Source organism: Psychrobacter sp. NG25, assembly GCF_015234355.1.
In the GTDB taxonomy this organism is placed as follows: Bacteria; Pseudomonadota; Gammaproteobacteria; order Pseudomonadales; family Moraxellaceae; genus Psychrobacter.
Map to the genome: position 1 here is coordinate 141865 of NZ_JADGMV010000008.1, position 19827 is coordinate 161691.

19 protein-coding genes are annotated in these 19827 nt (G+C 42.3%); 12 read left to right on the forward strand and 7 right to left on the reverse strand.

Annotation, left to right across the window (positions count from 1 at the left end; genetic code table 11):
• Positions 1 to 62: 62 nt before the first annotated feature.
• Positions 63 to 1694, reverse strand: a complete 1632-nt coding sequence (locus tag IPZ60_RS12490) for a DUF2254 domain-containing protein (protein WP_227669358.1) — start codon at positions 1692 to 1694, stop codon at positions 63 to 65.
• A gap of 114 nt (positions 1695 to 1808) precedes the next feature.
• The gene (locus tag IPZ60_RS12495) at positions 1809 to 3350 is read right to left on the reverse strand and encodes a YihY/virulence factor BrkB family protein (RefSeq protein ID WP_194198074.1); all 1542 of its coding nucleotides are present in this window, start codon (positions 3348 to 3350) and stop codon (positions 1809 to 1811) included.
• A gap of 357 nt (positions 3351 to 3707) precedes the next feature.
• On the opposite strand from IPZ60_RS12495, the gene wrbA reads away from it, so the two are divergent.
• Together wrbA and IPZ60_RS12505 are read left to right on the forward strand one after the other, a co-directional pair.
• Positions 3708 to 4325, forward strand: a complete 618-nt coding sequence (gene wrbA / locus IPZ60_RS12500; protein WP_194198075.1) for an NAD(P)H:quinone oxidoreductase — start codon at positions 3708 to 3710, stop codon at positions 4323 to 4325.
• Between the two features lie 91 nt (positions 4326 to 4416).
• On the forward strand, positions 4417 to 4902 hold the full coding sequence (locus IPZ60_RS12505; protein WP_194198076.1) for a hypothetical protein: 486 nt from the start codon (positions 4417 to 4419) through the stop codon (positions 4900 to 4902).
• A gap of 139 nt (positions 4903 to 5041) precedes the next feature.
• Here the strand turns inward: IPZ60_RS12505 and IPZ60_RS12510 are convergent, their stop codons facing one another.
• Complete coding sequence (locus tag IPZ60_RS12510) at positions 5042 to 5797, reverse strand: DUF3108 domain-containing protein (protein WP_194198077.1); 756 nt, start codon at positions 5795 to 5797, stop codon at positions 5042 to 5044.
• Positions 5798 to 6213: 416 nt separating this feature from the next.
• Between IPZ60_RS12510 and IPZ60_RS12515 the strand changes: the two genes are divergently transcribed.
• Both IPZ60_RS12515 and groL read left to right on the forward strand, forming a co-directional pair.
• Positions 6214 to 6504, forward strand: a complete 291-nt coding sequence (locus IPZ60_RS12515) for a co-chaperone GroES (RefSeq protein WP_010196840.1) — start codon at positions 6214 to 6216, stop codon at positions 6502 to 6504.
• 110 nt (positions 6505 to 6614) lie between these two features.
• Complete coding sequence (gene groL, locus IPZ60_RS12520; protein ID WP_110923978.1) at positions 6615 to 8264, forward strand: chaperonin GroEL; 1650 nt, start codon at positions 6615 to 6617, stop codon at positions 8262 to 8264.
• Between the two features lie 283 nt (positions 8265 to 8547).
• Here the strand turns inward: groL and yaaA are convergent, their stop codons facing one another.
• On the reverse strand, positions 8548 to 9354 hold the full coding sequence (yaaA, locus tag IPZ60_RS12525; protein ID WP_194198078.1) for a peroxide stress protein YaaA: 807 nt from the start codon (positions 9352 to 9354) through the stop codon (positions 8548 to 8550).
• A 620-nt stretch (positions 9355 to 9974) separates the two neighbouring features.
• On the opposite strand from yaaA, the gene IPZ60_RS12530 reads away from it, so the two are divergent.
• From IPZ60_RS12530 to IPZ60_RS12555, 6 genes are all read left to right on the forward strand, one after another.
• A complete protein-coding gene (locus IPZ60_RS12530) occupies positions 9975 to 11141 on the forward strand; it encodes an NAD(P) transhydrogenase subunit alpha (protein WP_194198079.1) in 1167 nt (388 codons plus the stop codon).
• A gap of 113 nt (positions 11142 to 11254) precedes the next feature.
• Positions 11255 to 11593 carry a proton-translocating transhydrogenase family protein gene (locus IPZ60_RS12535; RefSeq protein WP_265087465.1) on the forward strand — a complete coding sequence of 113 codons (339 nt, stop codon included), beginning with the start codon at positions 11255 to 11257 and terminating at the stop codon, positions 11591 to 11593.
• On the forward strand, positions 11590 to 12990 hold the full coding sequence (locus IPZ60_RS12540; protein WP_370463038.1) for an NAD(P)(+) transhydrogenase (Re/Si-specific) subunit beta: 1401 nt from the start codon (positions 11590 to 11592) through the stop codon (positions 12988 to 12990). Before IPZ60_RS12535 ends, IPZ60_RS12540 begins: the two co-directional genes overlap by 4 nt.
• A gap of 145 nt (positions 12991 to 13135) precedes the next feature.
• Entirely contained in the window at positions 13136 to 13672 is a 537-nt protein-coding gene (locus tag IPZ60_RS12545) for an acyl-CoA thioesterase (protein WP_194198081.1), read from the forward strand.
• 122 nt (positions 13673 to 13794) lie between these two features.
• Entirely contained in the window at positions 13795 to 14004 is a 210-nt protein-coding gene (gene iscX, locus IPZ60_RS12550; RefSeq protein WP_194198082.1) for a Fe-S cluster assembly protein IscX, read from the forward strand.
• A gap of 95 nt (positions 14005 to 14099) precedes the next feature.
• Positions 14100 to 14600 (forward strand): GyrI-like domain-containing protein, encoded by a 501-nt coding sequence (locus IPZ60_RS12555; RefSeq protein ID WP_194198083.1) that lies wholly within the window; start codon positions 14100 to 14102, stop codon positions 14598 to 14600.
• 86 nt (positions 14601 to 14686) lie between these two features.
• Here the strand turns inward: IPZ60_RS12555 and dapE are convergent, their stop codons facing one another.
• The 3 genes from dapE to IPZ60_RS12570 form a co-directional block, all read right to left on the reverse strand.
• Entirely contained in the window at positions 14687 to 15886 is a 1200-nt protein-coding gene (dapE, locus tag IPZ60_RS12560; RefSeq protein WP_194198084.1) for a succinyl-diaminopimelate desuccinylase, read from the reverse strand.
• A gap of 135 nt (positions 15887 to 16021) precedes the next feature.
• Entirely contained in the window at positions 16022 to 16486 is a 465-nt protein-coding gene (locus IPZ60_RS12565; protein ID WP_194198085.1) for a hypothetical protein, read from the reverse strand.
• Between the two features lie 57 nt (positions 16487 to 16543).
• Positions 16544 to 17296, reverse strand: coding sequence for a 2OG-Fe(II) oxygenase (locus tag IPZ60_RS12570; protein WP_194198086.1), 753 nt, complete (start codon positions 17294 to 17296; stop codon positions 16544 to 16546).
• Between the two features lie 141 nt (positions 17297 to 17437).
• On the opposite strand from IPZ60_RS12570, the gene IPZ60_RS12575 reads away from it, so the two are divergent.
• Together IPZ60_RS12575 and pssA are read left to right on the forward strand one after the other, a co-directional pair.
• The gene (locus tag IPZ60_RS12575; protein ID WP_110923987.1) at positions 17438 to 18313 is read left to right on the forward strand and encodes a 23S rRNA (adenine(2030)-N(6))-methyltransferase RlmJ; all 876 of its coding nucleotides are present in this window, start codon (positions 17438 to 17440) and stop codon (positions 18311 to 18313) included.
• A gap of 42 nt (positions 18314 to 18355) precedes the next feature.
• Positions 18356 to 19273 (forward strand): CDP-diacylglycerol--serine O-phosphatidyltransferase, encoded by a 918-nt coding sequence (gene pssA, locus IPZ60_RS12580; protein WP_227669359.1) that lies wholly within the window; start codon positions 18356 to 18358, stop codon positions 19271 to 19273.
• The last annotated feature ends 554 nt before the right edge of the window (positions 19274 to 19827 follow it).

The following is a 19827-nucleotide window of genomic DNA, read 5'->3' on the forward strand; positions in this document are numbered from 1 at the left end:
TTGTAGTTATATTCTCGCTTTGACACTAGCGATGGATATCAAGTTTATAGGTTGTAATACGATTATCTTGATTGTAAAGCTTCACGGATATGAGCGTCAAATTCACTCACGTAGTCAAAATATCGATGCTGAGCATCATTGCTAAGAATAAACTGCTTGGCTTGCTTGGACATAGCGATTAAATCATCAGTCAACTCTTGATAGTTTAGGTTTTCCTCACCTGCGCGTTCAATTAATGTTAGTTCATGCAATAGTGTCTGCTGCTGTGCGCTATTGACTCGCGCATAATTGAGATTGACGATTGCCTGACATAGTGCTTTTAGTACCATCAAATCAGCGGCTGCATAGCGACGTATTTCGCCAAGTGATGTATTAATAAAGTCAGAAATTTTTGGCGTATGAGTGACCACGGCTAATATAGCCAGTCGTTGCTGCTTAACTTCGGTGTTTGATGCATCATCATTTGGTGCTGGTGTATAAAAGTGATAGGGGCTGGGTGGTTGACAGCGCATCATAATACTCAAGCAGCTCGTCAGTGACTGCACACAGTTGACCGCTGTTTTTGGGTCATTGATACCAGGAGACAATGCACGCACAGCGATTTCAGTCATTTGTCCTAAGCTATAAGCAATATCATTAGAGTGCACCAACCGCTGTTCGATACGGATACAGTTTGCGAAGCGTTGCCAAAAAACACCATCAGGTGTGCGTGGTACAACGGCCAACTGCGGTGTTGATGTTTTCTTTCGGTTGTTTGGGTGCTCAGTTGGACGCTGGTAAAAATAACCAATGACGTTTCTATCAGTCACATATTCGCCCAGATTGACATGCACCTGTATCACGCCACCATAATCTTGTGTCAGAGTAATAAGTGACTCAAGGTAAATCTGTTGGATATAACCTGAGCGTGGCGGATAGATGGGCATTGATGACCATTTGTGAAACTGTTCGACATCATGATGCTCAATATCACGCTGATGTTGGATATCACAATGACTGCCATACCAATAGCGAATATTATGAATGGCATCGTTACTCGCATTCTGAATGACATGTGAAGCTTGGATTGCATGTACCATATGCTGTACGAAGTACACGAGCAGCAGCGCACAGACAATGGCCATAATAATGGCAAAGGTAACAGCCAGCTGGGGTACACCAAAAGCGACGTCGTATTTATGGATAGACTTTAATACCAGCAGGCTATAGCTAAAGGTACCAATAAACGCGCCCAGTACCAGTTGATTGGGTGTGTCTGTCAAAAAATTGCGTAACAATCGTGGGCCAAATTGTGAGGAGGCCATTGACAGTACGGCAATCGTAATTGAAAAGGTCGTGCCCGCGACCCCTAAGACAGCCCCTGCTATCGCGGTCATAATAGCGCGTGCGGCATCATCGTCACCTGTAAAGGCAAAGGTAATCTCTCTGACAGTGGCACGGTCAAAGTGCTGGTCAATCGTTACTAATAAAGGTGCCAGTAATATACCGACGATGACGCAAGCCGTTGGGATAAACCAGTAAGAGCCAATCAGCTGTTGCCACAAGTTTCGCAGGCGATCGGGCAGATCAGTTAGAGTCTGCAACGACCATAACTGGGCAAACTGTTTTAACTTGTTTTGGCTTATATCAAGTGTACGTATCCATAAGCTGTTTTTATCATCTTTATTCACTATCATCAGCTTTGAGGTATCCAAAAATCATCATATTAAGTTACAGCGTTATGGGTCTTTATAACTTTCAGATAGGGCTTTGACTGTTGTCTTAGAACTATCATGTTAGCAGTATCACCTTAGTATTTTCTATCTTGGTTAATTTACTTTGGGATTATCCGCTTCAGTAATGATATCGCCCTTACTATAGGCCTGAGTTTGTTCCTTATCATCGATCATATCTTGAGGGATAAGAATTTCATTATTATGATCATCAAACTCTATATTGCTGTCTTTGTCATAAGACATGGGCTCAAAGTGCGGTGTTTCTTTTTTGTGTGAGTCATCATTTGCCAATGCTTCCATCGTTGGCGCCGAGGTTCTTCTAAATAAATGGGCATCATTATTTTTATCGTTACCATTTTTATCAGACGTGGCTTTTTTACGTGGCTCAGTATTGGTAAATATAGCGCTTAATGGTAGATTTAGTTGTTGTTTGGCATAAGCTTCGGTATGCTCAAAACGCTCTATCAGTAGCCTAATCCAGGATGTTTGGTCTTCTATTCTTACTTCATTGAACTCATCTTTGATGGGCAATGGGTAAGGTAGGGTGCGATAAAAATCCCATAACGTCATTTTGCTCAAATCTCTTTTGAGTACATAGTCGTCATCATCGGTCATGGTGATGAGGTTGCTGTCTTGTAAATAGTTAATATAGGTATACCATTTCGGCAGCTCTTTGCGTCCTAGCATGTTACGAAGCGCTTGTTCGCTGACGGCCTCACCTTTTAAATGGTGCGTATATACTAAGTTAAGCATATCTAGCAAGCTCAGTAATGGATGGCGTGGCTCCACTTCTTCGGTCCCAAAAATGGTCAGGGTATAGCTAATTTCAACGCCTAATAGAATCAAATTCCATGATAAATAAATCCATAGCAAAAATATTGGTAATGCTGCAAAGGCTCCATAAATAGCTTCATAGCTGGTAAAGTTTGCCATCACGGTACCAAATAGGTGCTTCATTAGCTCAAAAACGACCGCCACAAACACGCCAGCGATGGCTGCATTTTTTGCCGGCACGCGTGCTTTTGGAATGAACCAGTACATACCGATGAAGCCTGAGACCGTGATGCCAATCGTGACGGCTTGTATCCAGATAGACCAATCAATACCGTAACCAGCGACTTGCCGATTTAAAAAACTCATGCTTTGTATCGCACTTGAGGCGATAAAAGCCGTGCCCAATACTAATGGCCCTAAAGTAACCATGGTCCAGTAGCGCAGCATGCTTTTAATACCGCCAGACCGGTTTTCTACCCGCCATATTTGGTTAAAAGCACGCTCAATGGTCGTCAATGTCATAATCGTTGTAAAAAACAGTACCATGGCACCAATAATGGTCAGGTTGGATGATTTTTCAGCGAAGTTGTTGATGTACTCACTAACCTGCATGCTAGATTGCGGTAGTAAGTTGTTATAAATGACTTCATATATTTGTGCTCTAACCGATGATAGTGCTGGTACGGAAGACAAAATCATCAAAAGTACGGTCAGCATAGGCACAATTGATAGCATAGTCGTGTAGGTCAGCGAGGCGGATTTTTGCTGGCAATTATCTTCAAAGAAATGCCGAACCAAAAATCGTAAAAACTGAAACCAGCGCTGGTGTAAAAACGGGAGTTTCTTTGATAATTTTTCCATGGCGACCATCTAGCAGGTATTAGAGTGACAATAGTGTAACAAATATAGACGGTTATCATCTGCCCTTTAATTGTGTCAAAATGCACATTGGTAAACGCGATAGAGTGTTCTCACGACAATGCGCAACGAGGTTGTTTGCATGTCAGTGAATGACTCGGGCATAATGTGCAGATATATTGATAGTGTCAGCTGTTGGCTACATATTGCTATACTCAATCCTCTATAAATTGAATACGGTGTTAGTGGTGCTTAGTCTACTCTACTACTTGTAGTGCTTTCACTCGGCTTCCTTGTATTCAAGTTATATTGAACTGACAATATAATTAACCACGTGAATGATTTAAGGAAGTGTTGCTAATGAGTCAGACTGCCCCTTATGTATTGGTACTCTATTATTCTAATCATGGTACAACCAAGACATTGGCATACGCTATCGCGCAAGGCATCGAAGACGCTGGCTTGACGGCGCGTATTCGTACGGTACCAACGGTTGCTCCTGAGACGACATCGAGCAAGCCTGCGATACCTGATGAGGGCGATCTGTATTGCACCATGGAAGATCTCAAAAACTGCAGCGGTCTGGCGCTCGGCAGCCCAACGCACTTTGGCAATATGGCGGCTCCCATGAAATACTTTTGGGACAGTACGGTGACACTATGGCTGGCAGGTAATTTGCAAAACAAACCTGCTTCCGTATTTACAGCAACGGGTTCGATGCATGGTGGTCAAGAGACGACATTGCTGACGATGATGTTGCCATTGATGCATCACGGTATGATTATCGTTGGCGTGCCTTATGCGGAGCCTGCACTCAATCGCACCCAACGTGGCGGCTCACCTTATGGTGCTAGCCATGTCAGTGGGGCATTACATGATCAGCCTATCTCATCTGATGAGCGTGAGCTAGGTATTGCCCAAGGTCGTCGTTTGGCTATCAGTGCTATAGCATTGGCTCAAGCTAACTGGAGTCGCTAAGCGGCCTTTGTATCGTTGAGCCTACAATAATCATTGAGCCTAAAATGCGACAGCGTTATTAACGCTATTAATGAGGAAGTAAATATATCTAATGGCTACAAACCGCTCCGATAGTGAGATGAATGCTACACCACCAGTAAAGAAAACTGGTAAGCTTGCCAAAGTGAATAAACCTATTGCGCCTATCCGTCAGCGTTTGCTGGTTACGTGGTTGATTTGGCTTGTCTATAGATTGCTTGGACTGCCTATCTTTATTAATGTATTCAATCCAAGTAGTCCTGATATCGTCGGCGGTGTCGCATGGCAAATGCTATGGTTGGTACCAGCCTTTATCCTGACACCATCGATACTACGTGGACGCTCGCCTTATGCATTGTTAATAAGCAGTATGTTTATACTTGTATATCTAGGTGCGAGTGGCGTGGTGTTGTTTACACGAGTTTATGGCAGTAGTTGGGCAGAGATAGTTGTCTATCTACTGGATTTTTTACTATTGCTGCTTATCAATGTTTGGTTGTTTATTTTACTGAAACGTCTGCCTTCAATGAACAATGTCGTCAAGAAACCCCGTCAATAATCCAGTTTGTTTAATGCTTAACTTGCCTCATGCTTAACAAGTAATGTTTATCAGTTATCAGTATAAAACTAAAAAAAAGCGGCGCTCTACATTAGAGCGCCGCTTTTTTTAATATTCTTTCAGCAGTTTAACAAACGGTTTAATTAACCTTGGTCAATTCTAAATCCATTTTTTTACCATCATTAATCTGACTTACTTTAACTGGTAGGTAGTCTAAGCTTGGTGCTAACCAAAAGCTAGTAGAGCGGCTATCGTCATCATGGACACGGTCGACACGTACCGTATCAAAGGTGCCTGCTGGTACGGTTATTTTGGTGTTGCCAGATTTCTTAAATGGGGTCTTTTCGATTTTATCTTTTTTCGCCATGTAGTAATTACCAGAGAACTTACCATTCAATAAATCCTGACGAATCTGTACTTCGAGGCTCAAGTCATCAAAGGCTTGTTGCGACATGTTCATTGTCGTTGATTTGCCTCGATAGTTACTCACGACTTTTTTGCTACTTGGATTAAAATCTAGTTTGTGTGTGCGACCAACGCCCAAGAGTTTATAAGTCGTGCTGGCTTGAGTTGGCGTGACGTTATTACCATTGATGGTAAAGGTACTATTTTGCGAGGCGCTAGCGACACCTGCAACTCGTGCATTGACATTGTATTTCCAAGTATCACCTGACTTACTTAATGTGCGAGTAGCGGTGCCTTTATATTTGTCTTCGACCGTAAAGCTATAGTTAGCGCTTGATGCTTGGATGGTCTTTGCACTGGCGACGGTAGGTGCAGTCATACTTAATGCTCCGATAGCAGCAATACTGGCGCCTGAGGTTAAGGCGGTCAAAAATTTTGACTTACTACGTTTTGTGTTATTAGAATTTTTATTCGATGATGAAAAAATCATAGATGTTCCTTAAGTAATATAGTGTTGGTATATCAGATTCTATCTACCACTATTATTGTATTTACAAGCACTATAATGGTCATACTTGGTTACATTTTCAAGAGTATTTGCTGTCTATGGTGTGTTGCTCTTGTAGTCAATGTTGCTATAAAAACACCCTGAATAAGAAGAAATAATAGTCGATTAGTACAACAGTTTGAGATCATGACAGCACTAAGCGGCTCCCTGAGATAATTCTTGTAAAATTTTAGGCTTTACACTTGAAGCGAACACACGTTGCCCCCACTTTTTGATACAAGCTTAATGCTTATCTTCGGAATATTGCTTTTAAGTAGTAGACCCTGTAGATACTGGCATTAAGACTATTAATTCAAATAAACCCTCAATTTTAATAATCAACTTTTGGAGTCATATCGATGAACATTCGTCCTTTACATGACCGTATTGTCGTCCGCCGCATAGAAGAAGAAACAAAAACGGCTGGTGGCATCTTGCTTCCTGGTTCAGCTCAAGAAAAACCTTCACAAGGTGAAGTACTGGCTACGGGTAACGGTCAGATTCGTGACAACGGCGAAACTCGCGCGTTAGACGTAAAAGCTGGCGACAAAGTTTTGTTCGGTCAATATGCTGGTCAAACGGTAAAAGTTGACGGCGAAGAACTGCTTATTATGAAAGAATCTGATGTATTGGGTGTGCTAGAAGGCTAATTGCTCACGAGGCCTATTGGCTAAGTTAGTTGTTAGTGAAGCACATTTATAACCATATTATCGAATCATTCAACCGTATTCTCATACTTATAATAGTGGAGTAATTTAACATGGCAAAAGACGTAAAATTCGGCATTGATGCCCGTAAACAAATGATGGACGGCGTAAACGTTCTAGCAAATGCAGTAAAAGTAACACTAGGCCCTAAAGGTCGTAACGTTGTTATCGATAAATCATTTGGCGCACCTACCATCACTAAAGATGGTGTTTCAGTTGCCAAAGAAATCGAGCTAGAAAACAAATTCGAAAACATGGGTGCACAGCTAGTACGTGAAGTTGCTAGCCGTACCAACGATGTCGCTGGTGACGGTACAACTACTGCGACGGTATTGGCTCAGTCAATCTTGCAAGAAGGCATGAAGTCAGTGGCTGCTGGCATGAACCCAATGGATCTTAAACGCGGTATCGATAAAGCGGTACGTGCTGCTGTTGAGCAAATCCATTTGTTATCTACACCAGCTGACGACGAAAAAGCCATTGCACAAGTAGGCTCTATCTCTGCTAACTCAGACACCAAAATCGGTGAATTGATTTCGCAAGCAATGCAAAAAGTCGGTAAGCAAGGCGTTATTACAGTTGAAGAAGGTTCAAGCTTCGAAGACACCTTAGAAGTTGTAGAAGGTATGCAGTTTGATCGTGGTTATATCAGCCCGTACTTCGCGAACAAGCAAGACAGCTTAACGGCTGAGTTTGAAAACCCATATATCTTACTAGTTGACAAAAAAATCAGCAATATCCGCGAAATCGTACCATTACTTGAGCAAGTAATGCAGCAAAGCAAACCATTGCTTATTATCGCTGAAGACGTAGAAAACGAAGCGCTAGCGACTTTGGTTGTTAACAACATGCGTGGCGGCTTGAAAACTTGTGCGGTTAAAGCACCAGGTTTCGGTGATCGTCGTAAAGCAATGTTAGAAGACATCGCAACGCTAACTGGCGGTACGGTTATCTCTGAAGAGATTGGTCTTAGCTTAGAGACTGCTACTCTAGAGCAACTGGGTACTGCTAAGAAAGTGACTGTTGGTAAAGAAAATACAGTAATCGTTGATGGCGCTGGTAACAAAGCTGATATCGAAAACCGCGTTGAGTCTATCAACCGTCAAATCGAAGAGTCTACTTCTGACTACGACAAAGAAAAGCTACAAGAGCGTGTTGCAAAACTAGCTGGCGGCGTAGCAGTTATCAAAGTTGGCGCAGCGACCGAAACTGAAATGAAAGAGAAGAAAGATCGTGTTGATGATGCGCTACATGCTACTCGTGCAGCGGTTGAAGAAGGTGTTGTACCTGGTGGTGGTGTTGCGCTAGTACGTGCTATGAACGCACTGTCTGAACTAACAGGCGATAACGACGATCAAAACGCAGGTATCAATATCTTACGTCGTGCGATGGAAGCACCACTACGTCAAATCGTAACCAACGCAGGTGAAGAAGCGTCAGTTGTGGTAAACGAAGTGAAAAGCGGTAGCGGTAACTATGGTTACAATGCTGCTTCTGGTGAATATGGCGATATGATCGAGATGGGTATTCTTGACCCAGCTAAAGTAGCTCGTTCAGCACTAGAAAACGCTGCATCTGTTGCAGGCCTAATGCTTACCACTGAAGTTATGATTACTGACTTGCCACAAGGTGATGACGGTATGGCTGGCATGGGTGCTGGCGGTGGAATGGGCGGTATGGGTGGAATGGGCGGCATGATGTAATTTTACTTCTGCTACAAAGCGATTTTTCTTTGTCAGACGCGCTCAATGTACAATAGGTACTATTTTCGCTCGTCTTCCTCGACAAATCGCTTTTCGCTAGAAGTATTACCAACGTCATAAAGTCTGTTTAATCATTGAAGTCCTGTTATCGCAAGATAGCAGGGCTTTTTTGTATCTAGTTTAATAGGATAGTGGGTGTCACATAGAAAAACCCCAATAGGCTTAGCTTATCGGAGTTTTATTATAAACGTTTGGTATCTTTCAACTAAGAATAAAATCAAATTTACTGATTCACTTCATCCCGTCTAAACGTCCACGTCTTATCATCAGAAGCGGCTGCGCAATAATAATATCCCGCTAGATCAAACTGCTTTAGCTGCTCTGCATTGGTCAGCTTATTATCTGCTGCATACTTAACCATTAGTCCACGTGCTTTTTTGGCATAAAAGCTAATCACTTTATATTGACCATTTTTCTCATCTTCAAATCGTGGTGTGATGATGTCAGCCTTCAATGATTTCTTCTTTACGGACTTAAAGTATTCATTAGAAGCCAGATTAATCAATGTTTTATCGTCGCTATCAGCCATACGGGTATTGATAACCTCAGTCACTTCCTCACCCCAAAACTCATATAAGTTATTACCGCGCTCATTTTTCAGCTTGGTACCCATCTCTAAGCGATATGGTTGGATTAAATCTAGCGGCTTCAACACACCATAGAGCCCTGACAAAATGCCTAAGTGCTCATTGACGTAGATAGTCGTGTCTTTATCCATGTGATACATATCAAGACCGGTATAAACGTCACCATCGAACAAATACCCAGCAGGTTTTGCTGCATTAGTATTATCAGTGAATGGTTGTTCTTTACTCCAATGCCATTGCTGATTGCGCGCCGCATTAAGCTGTGCCAAATCATTAGAAATGCTCATCAGCTCTTGTAAATCAATCGGTTCTTTAGACTTCATTACTTGCATCAATACTTGTGAATGTTCAATCAGCTCAGGCTGACTATAGTAGTTACCTATATTTAACGGTATAGCGTCTGTTTCGTTCAAAGATTTGGCAGGGGAGAGTAAAAAATACATCGTTATTCCTTATTATAGTGAGTCATTGACGATTCAATTACCGCGTCAAGCTTACCTATTATACGATACCTATCGCTTGAACTTAATCGGCTCGTTGCTTTTTTACACGATTCTAGAATATATCAATAGTGACTGTTAGAGCTTACCTTCATTTTAAATATAACCATCAAAACAAGAGAAACAGCACAGATAATATCGAGGGACATATCAGCTGTTTGATGCTGTTTGTCTATTGAGGCAATGGTCTATGATGTGGGGGCGGACTAGTTATACAAGGTTATATTTTGCAAAGCATTAAGGGTGTTAAAAAAGTAAATTTTTTTAATATAACAATAAAAGTTATATAGATGGTACAAATAATTAACTTTTTATTTACTTATGGGTCATCATTAAACAATGAAAGTTGGTGGACGATATACCTATAATAAAAAGGCATGATGGCAAAGTCGCTATCATTTATTAAATTGATAAACCTTTGGTCACAACATTGAACTAATCAAAACCAAAGGTTTTTTTGTCCCCTGTGCTTTTTAGATGTGCGTTGAGGGTATTAAAAGTAGTCGTGAGACATAATTATAGTCACTATAATTATAGTCATTAGACGTAAGTAAGGAGACGGTATGAAAATCGGTGTAATCAGTGCAGATAGCGCGAGCGAGAGCCGTGTAGCCATAACCCCAGACGCAGTAAAAAAACTGCGTAAACTTGGGTTTGAAGTTGTCATTCAGTCAAATGCAGGTCAAGCAGCGTACTACGCTGATGAGTTGTATCAGGCTGCTGGTGCCGACATTGCCAGTAGTAGCATCGAGGTCATTACTCAGTCTCAGATTATTACCATCGTCAATGACCTACCAGCAGCAGCCATTGATGACTTGTCATCTGGTCAGATCGTCATTGGCATGCTTGATCCGTATCGTAACACTCAGCTTGATACTTATGCGGCTAAAGGTGCGACAGTCTTTGCGATGGAATTATTGCCCCGCACCTTGTCACGCGCACAGAATATGGATGTCTTGTCATCACAGGCCAACCTTGCGGGTTATAAAGCCGTATTGCTAGCAGCCAATGAGTACTCACGTCCTTTCCCTATGTTTATGACGTCAGCCGGTACCGTTAAGCCAGCCAAAGTTGTCATCTTAGGTGTCGGAGTGGCAGGTCTGCAAGCCATTGCAACCGCCAAGCGCTTGGGTGCCGTCGTTGAAGCCAGTGATTTACGTCCAACTGCTCGCGAGCAAGTGGAGTCACTCGGTGGTAAATGGCTAGATGTGCCGATGAGTGCAGAGGAAGCTGAGACAGCCAAGTCTACAGGCGGCTATGCGTGGACGCCATCCGAGCAATATGTCAAAGATCAAGCAGCTGTCGTGGATAAAGCGCTCAGCAATGCGGATATCGTTATTACCACAGCACAGATTCCTGGTCGTAATGCTCCGCGTCTGGTACACGGCGCAACCCTTGCCAAAATGAAGGCTGGTTCCGTACTGATCGATATGGCTGCTGGTACAGGTGGTAACGTCGAGGGCAGTGTGCCGAACGAAACCATCACTACAGACAACGGCGTACGTATCGTTGGTGCTGCCAATATCCCTTCACAGCTCGCCGCGCAGTCTTCAGATTTATACGCCAACAACTTGGTTAACTTTATCACGACCTTAATTGCGCCTGCTGGTGATGACACTTCAGCAAGTGACGCATCAGCTAACTTGGTACTTAACTTAGACATGGAAGACGAGATTCAGGGTGCACTGGCAGTGACACATGACAGTCAGGTACGACTGGCCAAACGCTAGTTTGACGGTCTATTACGACATACTTTGTCACCATACATTTGCCAGACATGAATAAATTTTAGGAGGATTAGATGATTGCCACTATTTTAGCGTCAGCACCCGCCGGTGCCGCCATGGCCAGTACGCCATTTGTCGCGATTTTTACCGTATTTGTACTCGCTATTTTTGTCGGATATTACGTGGTTTGGGGCGTTACGCCTGCACTACACACGCCATTGATGGCGGTAACCAACGCACTATCAAGTATTGTCATCGTTGGTGCCATGCTACAGACCGTCACCATTGATGGTTCTATCTTTACACCGACCAGTATACTTGGCGCTTTTGCCGTATTTTTAGCCAGTATCAATATCTTCGGTGGTTTTGCCGTGACCGAGCGTATGCTTGCGATGTTTAAACCGAAAGTAAAAAAAGCATCAGTAGCAACCACTGATGTCGGAGGTGACGCATGAATGATTTCTCAGCAATGATTGCGGCAAATGCAGATTGGTTCTACCTAGTCGGCGCGATTCTGTTCGTTTTAACCTTACGTGGTTTATCCAGCCCAAAGACGGCTATTCGTGGTAACCGCTTTGGCATGGTAGCGATGGCAATTGCTGTCGTTACGACGTTCTTCTTAGCAGAAGGCCCTGTCCTTTGGTTAATTATTGGCGCGATGATTTTAGGTGCCCTCGTGGGTATGTGGAAGGCAAAAACAGTCGCGATGACCCAAATGCCAGAAACCGTTGCTTTGATGCATTCATTCGTCGGTTTAGCAGCAGTTGCCATTGCATTGGCGACGGTATTACACACTGAACAGCAGCATGGTGCTGTTGCCCGTGTAGAGCTATTTATCGGTTGTTTCATCGGTGCGATTACGTTCTCAGCATCCGTCTTTGCCTTTGGTAAATTAGCAGCTAAAAGCTGGGCTAAAACGTTGGTTGGCGGTTGGGTAAAACCTGTCCAAGCGCTATTGTTCATTGCGATGATTGGTTTTGGTGGCGTTTATTTCGTTACTGACTCATTACCAGCATTTTATGCAATGGCTGTGATTGCCGTTATCTTTGGTTGGATGTGGATTGCCCCAATCGGTGGCGGTGATATGCCAGTAGTGGTATCGCTATTGAATTCATTCTCAGGTTGGGCGGCAGCAGGCATTGGTTTCACTCTGGGCAACTCAATGCTGATTATTGCAGGTTCGCTCGTTGGTTCATCCGGTGCGATTTTGTCTTATATCATGTGTAAAGCCATGAACCGCTCATTACTCAACGTCTTATTTGGCGGTATGGGTACAGGAGCTGTAGCAGCGGGCGGCGATGATGGCGCACCGAAGAACTACAAGGCTGGTTCAGCAGAAGATGCGGGTTTCTTAATGGCCAATGCCAGCAGTGTGGTCATCGTACCGGGTTATGGCATGGCACAGGGCCGTGCACAGAATGCGGTAAAAGAGCTATATGAGCTATTAAAAGAAGAAGGTGTTAACGTTCGCTTTGCTATCCATCCAGTTGCTGGTCGTATGCCAGGTCACATGAACGTACTATTGGCTGAAGCTGACGTACCTTATGACGACATTCTTGAGATGGATGAGATTAACTCAGACTTCGCGAGTACAGATGTGGTGTTGGTTATCGGTGCAAATGATGTGGTAAACCCCTCTGCGAAAGACGATCCGACATCACCAATCTTTGGTATGCCGATTCTAGAAGTCACTAAAGCGCAAACGGTCATGGTCATCAAGCGTTCAATGAATACGGGTTATGCAGGGCTTGATAACAGTTTGTTCTACATGGACAAAACCATGATGATCTTTGGTGATGCCAAGAAGATGGTTGAAGAGATGGTTCGCAGTATCAATGGCGCAGGTCATTAATCATTAAAATATGTGTTTAACTGTTAGCTTTTGCCTATAAATTTTTAAGTAAAGAAAGTCACTGAGGTGGCTTTTTTTGCGTTAAAGTAAGCAGCATTTATATATCATCGATATTTATACAAAATAAGAGTTAAAGGAGTTACTTATGAACATGTTGATCCGTTTTTTTATTATGGTTAGCTTGCTAAAACAACAACTAAAACAGCAATCAATGAGCGAGCGCATTAGCATAGAGACGTTGACTGCACCGACTATCCGTAACTATCGAGTATTACCGCATGACATGGGGTTTCGTGACCATTTGCCTAATTACCGCTATTTGTCATTCATTGAATTAAATGTCACTCGCTGGGTAATGGCGTGCTGTCATCAAAAAGGCATTAAGAAATTGAATTGGGTAATGTCCATGCAAGAGATGGTTTACCTGAAACCAATCAAGTTTTTGGATAAAGTGACGCTCAGTAGCAAGGTTGCAGGATGGGATCAAAAATATGTGTATTTTGAGCATCGTTTCTTTGTAAAAAATCAGCTGATGAGTATGGGTATGACAAAGTTCATATTTACAGATAAAAAAGGTAAGTGTACGCCAGAAGTATTGGATATGGTGGGGGAGCATTTGACCGACACTATTACCACATGGAACAATCATCAGGCTGCTTTGAAGTCTGCCAAGTCGGCGTAGATAGCATAAGCTGCCATATAAAATTAACTTGTCTATAATCATCTGATGAATTTTGGTAAAATAGCGCCTATCAAATCGTCAAAACCATTTTATCAAAATCGTTTAAAAGATAAGGAGCCGCTATGATCCCGCAAAAATTAAAATGGACGAACAGCTTAGATATCGCTATTGAGTTGTATGAAAAGTTCCCAGAGACCGATCCACAATATATACGCTTTACCGATTTGCATCGTTGGGTGACTGAACTTGAAGGCTTTGATGATGATCCACAAAAGTCAAATGAGGGCATTTTAGAAGCCATTCAGATGAATTGGATTGATGAAGCAGATTAGAGTTACTTTGCAACGCTAATGGCTTTTTTAGTACGTGCTTATTTCAATACTATCTCACATAAAAAACCGTATAAATATACAGGATATACCGCATCATGACTTCACAAATTAAAGAGCTACCAGAAGCAATAGCTTGCAGTGGCATTAGCGTTCGTACTACTAACAACGCTGAGATTAGCGAAGAAACGGCCAAACTGGGTCGTTTATGGCAGAAGTTTTACCAAAACCATGCCAGTGATCTGCCTAAAGGTGAAGATATTTATGGTGTCTACCATAACTATGAGAGCGATGATTTGGTCGGCGCTTTTGATGTGGTTGCCAGTTGGAAAGTAGTCAGTGAGCAAGAGCCATCAGACACTGAAAAGACTGCTAAGTCTACAAACCTAGTAACAGTAGATATTCCTGCAGGGAAGTACATGGTATTCTCTGAAGAGGGTAGAATGCCTTACACTGTGATGAATGCTTGGGAAAAAGCTTGGACTTATTTTAATGATCGCAGCTGTGAGCATACCCGAACTTTTGATGTTGATTTTGAGCATTATATTGATGGCAATCTAGAGTATGGTCAAGTAGATGTCTATATCGGTATTGAGTAAGATTAGTATTGAATAAATCAGTCAAAATAATAAAAAAGCGCCAAATCTAATTAAGATTTGGCGCTTTTTTTAATGCTAATAAGACGTTAATCTAGCAGCAAGTTCTCTAAGATCCCTTCATAAATCTGTGCCAATCTACCCAAGTCATCGACTTCTACCTTTTCGTCAACCTGATGAATTGTGGCATTACGCACACCTAGCTCGACTACTTGCGCGCCTGTTGGTGCGATAAAGCGTCCATCAGAAGTACCGCCTGAAGTAGATAATGTCGTATCAGTATCAGTCACCTTTTTGATCGCTTTTTGACAGGCAGAAACTAATTTACCTTCAGGGGTCAAAAACGGCTGACCAGATAACTTCCAATGAATATCGTAGTTCGCCTTGCTATCGGCAAAGTATTTGTCAAAGATAGCATGCGTTTTTGCCTTCAGTTCATCTTCAGTGGTTTCCGTTGAAAAGCGGAAATTAAACACAACTTCTAACGTTTCAGGAATGACATTGGTTGCCCCCGTGCCACCATTGATATTTGAGATTTGCAGTGATGTCGCTGGGAAATAGTCATTGCCATTGTCCCATGCAGTCGAGGTCAATTCAGCCAATGCTGATATTGCAGCATGAATAGGATTGCACGCTAGATGCGGATAGGCGACATGACCTTGCTTACCAGTCACTGTGAGCACTGCACCTAATGATCCACGACGACCATTTTTAATGATATCACCTAGCGTATCGGTACTTGATGGTTCACCAACCAAGCAATAGGTGATTTTTTCTTGACGCGCTTCTAAGGTCTCGATGACTTTGACTGTGCCATTGATTGATGGGCCTTCCTCATCTGAAGTGATTAAAAAAGCAATCGAACCATTGTGCTCAGGGTGATTGGCGACAAAACGTTCTGCTGCGACAGTAAAGGCGGCAATACCTGTTTTCATATCAGCGGCACCGCGCGCCCACAGATACCCATCAGCGATGGTGGGAGTGAATGGAGGATAAGTCCAGTTTTTTTCGTCCCCAGTTGGTACGACATCGGTATGACCTGCAAAGCAAATGACTGGATCGGTAGTGCCGCGACGCGCCCATAAATTTTTGACTTCAGCATGTTCGCCTTTCGCCTGTCTATCACCATAATACATAAACTCACAGTCAAAGCCCGCTTTTTCCAATCGCTCTGACAATATATCTTGGCAGCCATCATCATCGGGTGTCACTGAAGGACGTTCTAGCAGTTCGATGCTTAACTCTAAGGTTTCTTGTTGGTGGTTTTTGCTATGATTTTCTGAACTCATGACGGTCCTAGTTAAGTTGAATTAATGTTTTTTGCTATAAAATCGAGCTTATTTTTATCAGGTTTTTCTAGTCATCATCATTTAACGATGTACTACAAACATATAGAGATTGAATGTTTTATGGCTAAAAGAATCTTAGTTTCTATCTAAGTAGATTTTTTCGTAATCGCCATAAAACTTTGCTAAATACTCTGTAATGCAATGTTCGGCTGGGATATGACTATAAAATTGAGTGTTGTCTCTATCGTAAGGAGTCACATTGCCGCCAGCAAAAACAACTTCACCCAATTGATAAGTTACGCCTAATAAGTTTAGAGTTTTGTTAGTAGTATCAAAAGTTGCATGTCCTTCTGGAAATACTGGCGTCATCCATCTTGTTCCATCAAAGGCAAGTACGCACCCATTTTCATACTTAAACTCAGTGGTTATAGCTGTTGGTGTAACTATCATAGGTTTTTCAGGAGTGGATTTTAGTAAGTGATAGGTAAAGAAAGGCTTACTGACTTTTTGATCGGAGTTTTGATGATTAGTCGTCTCGCAGCTTGCAAGTAAAGGAAACATAATAACTAAAATAGAATGTCTGAATAAATTTTTACGCATTACCATTGTCCTTAATTAACAAACCTTATTTAAAGCCATAGTGAATGACAAATATATTCAGGGCGCAGCAAACAAAACCACAGCGTCATCACGTCTTAACCAAGTAGCGATAGAGTAACGCTGACGATGAGCGATCTGTACCTGATGTCGTAAGTCGCTGTCAAATATCACCAGTCTATTGGCCATAGGCATCACATTATGATGAACACCATGTTTATCGACAACTTCTAATGCGCCACCATCGCCTGTAGACCATTCATCATTCAGATAAAACACGGCTGAAATAACACGTTCGTCACGCCCAGCAGGGTTGTCACTATGCCATTGATAGCCAAAACCTACCGGATAGCAGGCATAATGTGCTTCACTATGACGAATACCCGCGAACAAGCTACGATTGAATAGGGCAGCAAGAGTATTGATACTCTCTAAGTAAAAAAAGCCTGCAAAGAAGTTTTCGGTGATCCAGCGTATTTTATCACCGCGAATATCGCTTACCCGAATACCAGCAGTGAGCTGTGCATCACGATATTCAATAAAACCGCTTTCTGCTTGCAAGGCTAGCAACGCGGTACTATTAAAGACATCATCGATAATAATCCAACCATCGTTGACGAACTTATCGAGCTGTACTTCAGCCAGATTGTCTTCCCAGCTCACAGCAAAATCAGAGGCTTGTAATACATGTTGGGTTGGGATATCTGGGGTGTCACTATGACCGTCTGGAAACAGCAATGGAGGATTATCCGGACCTATTGGCTGATCGGCTATCAACTCTGTCACGTTAAGGTTGCTAATAATCTGCGTCATTTCATCTCATTATTGTCGATCAGCTGTCGATATACCGTCATTCAATGCGTTTTTATTGAAAGCACTTACCAAAACCACATTATCTTTTACTCTGCCTATGCTACCATAGATGCAATTTTTCTTATTTAAACTTTTGAGATTATGAACTATAAACACGCCTACCACGCTGGTAACTTTGCTGATGTGGTCAAACACATTTTATTGGTACAACTGCTCAATCAACTAGGGCAAAAAAACAAACCTTTTTATGTGCTTGACGCTTATGGCGGTCGCGGACTTTATTCACTGAGCAGTGAAGAAGCACGCAAGACTGGAGAGGCCAAAGGTGGTATTCAAGCCTTATTGAATGCCGATACTGAAAAGGCACCTGCTGCTGTCAAAGATTATATGGAAGGCATCAAGCAAGCCAGATTTACTTATGATAGTAAAGTCTATCCTGGTTCTCCTTGGTGGATTGCCCATCATGTCGAAAAAAACCCGGAAGCGGGCGTACGTGGCGAGGCTTTTGAAGCCAAAGCCAGCGAATATGATGCGTTGAACTATCAGCTACATAAATTACCAATCGGTATCCATCACCGTGATGCCTTTGAAGGTATCACTGCAGTTATTCCACCAAAAGAGAAGCGTGGTCTAATCTTTCTTGATCCTCCTTATGAGCAAGAGCATAAAGACTTTACACGCCTTATCAATTTGTTGGTTAATTCTTATAATAAATGGCCACAAGGTACTTATGCGCTTTGGTTCCCTATTAAGAACGTCGAAGCTGTAGAACTGTTCTATAAAAAGCTTAAGCGTACTGAAATGCGCCGTCAGCTGGTGTGTGAGTTGAATATTTATCCAAATGATGTTGCGGTTGGCCTTAACGGTACGGGTCTGCTGGTTATCAATCCACCTTGGCAGTTTGACAATCATGCGCGTGAGATCGTGCGCTTCTTGCAGCCTGCCCTAAAAGTAGCTGATGCTCCAGACTTGACACCTGATAGCGCGACCAATGTGCGCTGGTTAGTCGGTGAATAACTGGTTCAATGAGTAGCAATGTCGGCAAATAAGGATATTAAGATGACCAATACACCATCATCTAGAGGTCAATCAAACCACGTTTCCTCAAAGGATACGGCTTTAAATGATGGATTGCTACAAGACAGTGCAGCAACCCAGCCACCATTTATCGATGAGCATGAGTTCAATATCCGCCTAGCGGAAAATGACAGTTATGATGGTTTGACCTTTGAAGTGATTGAAGCTGAAGTAGCCGAAGGTCAGCGAGTGGTCAGTCGTGGCGTGTATTTAGCGCCCAACTTAATTACAACTTTATCGCTACTGTCAGGCTTTTATTCGATTTTGGCCAGTACTCAAGGCGAGTTTTATAAAGCCTCATTGGCTATATTTTTATCCGCTATTCTTGATGGGGCTGATGGGCGCGTGGCACGTATGCTCAATGCGCAGAGCCCATTCGGTGAGCAATACGACTCTTTGGCAGATATGCTAGCGTTTGGTGTCGCACCTGCTATTTTGATTTATAGCTTTGCTTTAGAGCCGTTAGGCCGTATCGGGATTGGCTGTGCATTCGTCTTTACTGCTTGTGCCGCTTTTCGCCTCGCACGTTTCAATGTGCAGGTTGGCATTGTCGATAAAAAGTACTTCGTTGGCCTAGCAAGTCCACTTGCCGCTATTTTAGTGACGTCTGCTGTCATGGTCGCAGTCGATCATAATGAGTGGATTGGTCAGTACGATACAGCGGTCATGTTCTTGTTTGCGGCTTGGGTCGTGACCTGTGGTCTACTAATGGTAAGCAACGTCAAGTACTATAGCTTCAAAGAATTTGATAAAAAGAAAGTACCTTTCGTCGTCCTTATCATCGGTGTGCTGGTCATGAGTATCATACTCTATGATATCCCTGTCGGCCTTTTAGCGATTGGTATTATCTATGCGTTGTCTGGTATCGTTACTACGGTCAAAGCAAAAGCCAATAGTTAACGCTATTTGCAGTTTTTGTATATATAAAAGGAATTTACCGCAAAGTAAATTCCTTTTTTTATGCGCTTTATATATAGCATTGACTATTTATGTACTCAGCACGATAAAAGAAAGAAATGAAAAAGTCACTTTTCAGTTAATTATCAGTGATAACAAACAGTTAAAGAGGTTTGCTGTTATTAAGGCAAAATAAACACTCTTATTTATGAGTTCACCCTTGACCCTCACTTTAAACCGAGTATACTGCCACCCAGTCGGAAGGGGAGGGTATTTAGGAAGTGAACAATCACTTATTAAATATTTTAAATAAATTAGTTTTAAACTAATAAAATTTACTTCTTGACTCAAGATTTAAAGCGTCTATAATACGCCCCTCAACAGGGAGAACTGGTAGTTAGGACGTGTATAATTACACTAAAATAACGTGGTTAACTCATTGAAACGAGATAAAAAAAGAAGTTGACAGACTATTAAAACATGATATGATAGTCAGCTCGCTAAATAGGATAAGCCACATTGGCTATGACTGTTTAGTTGAAATACTAACACTGGAC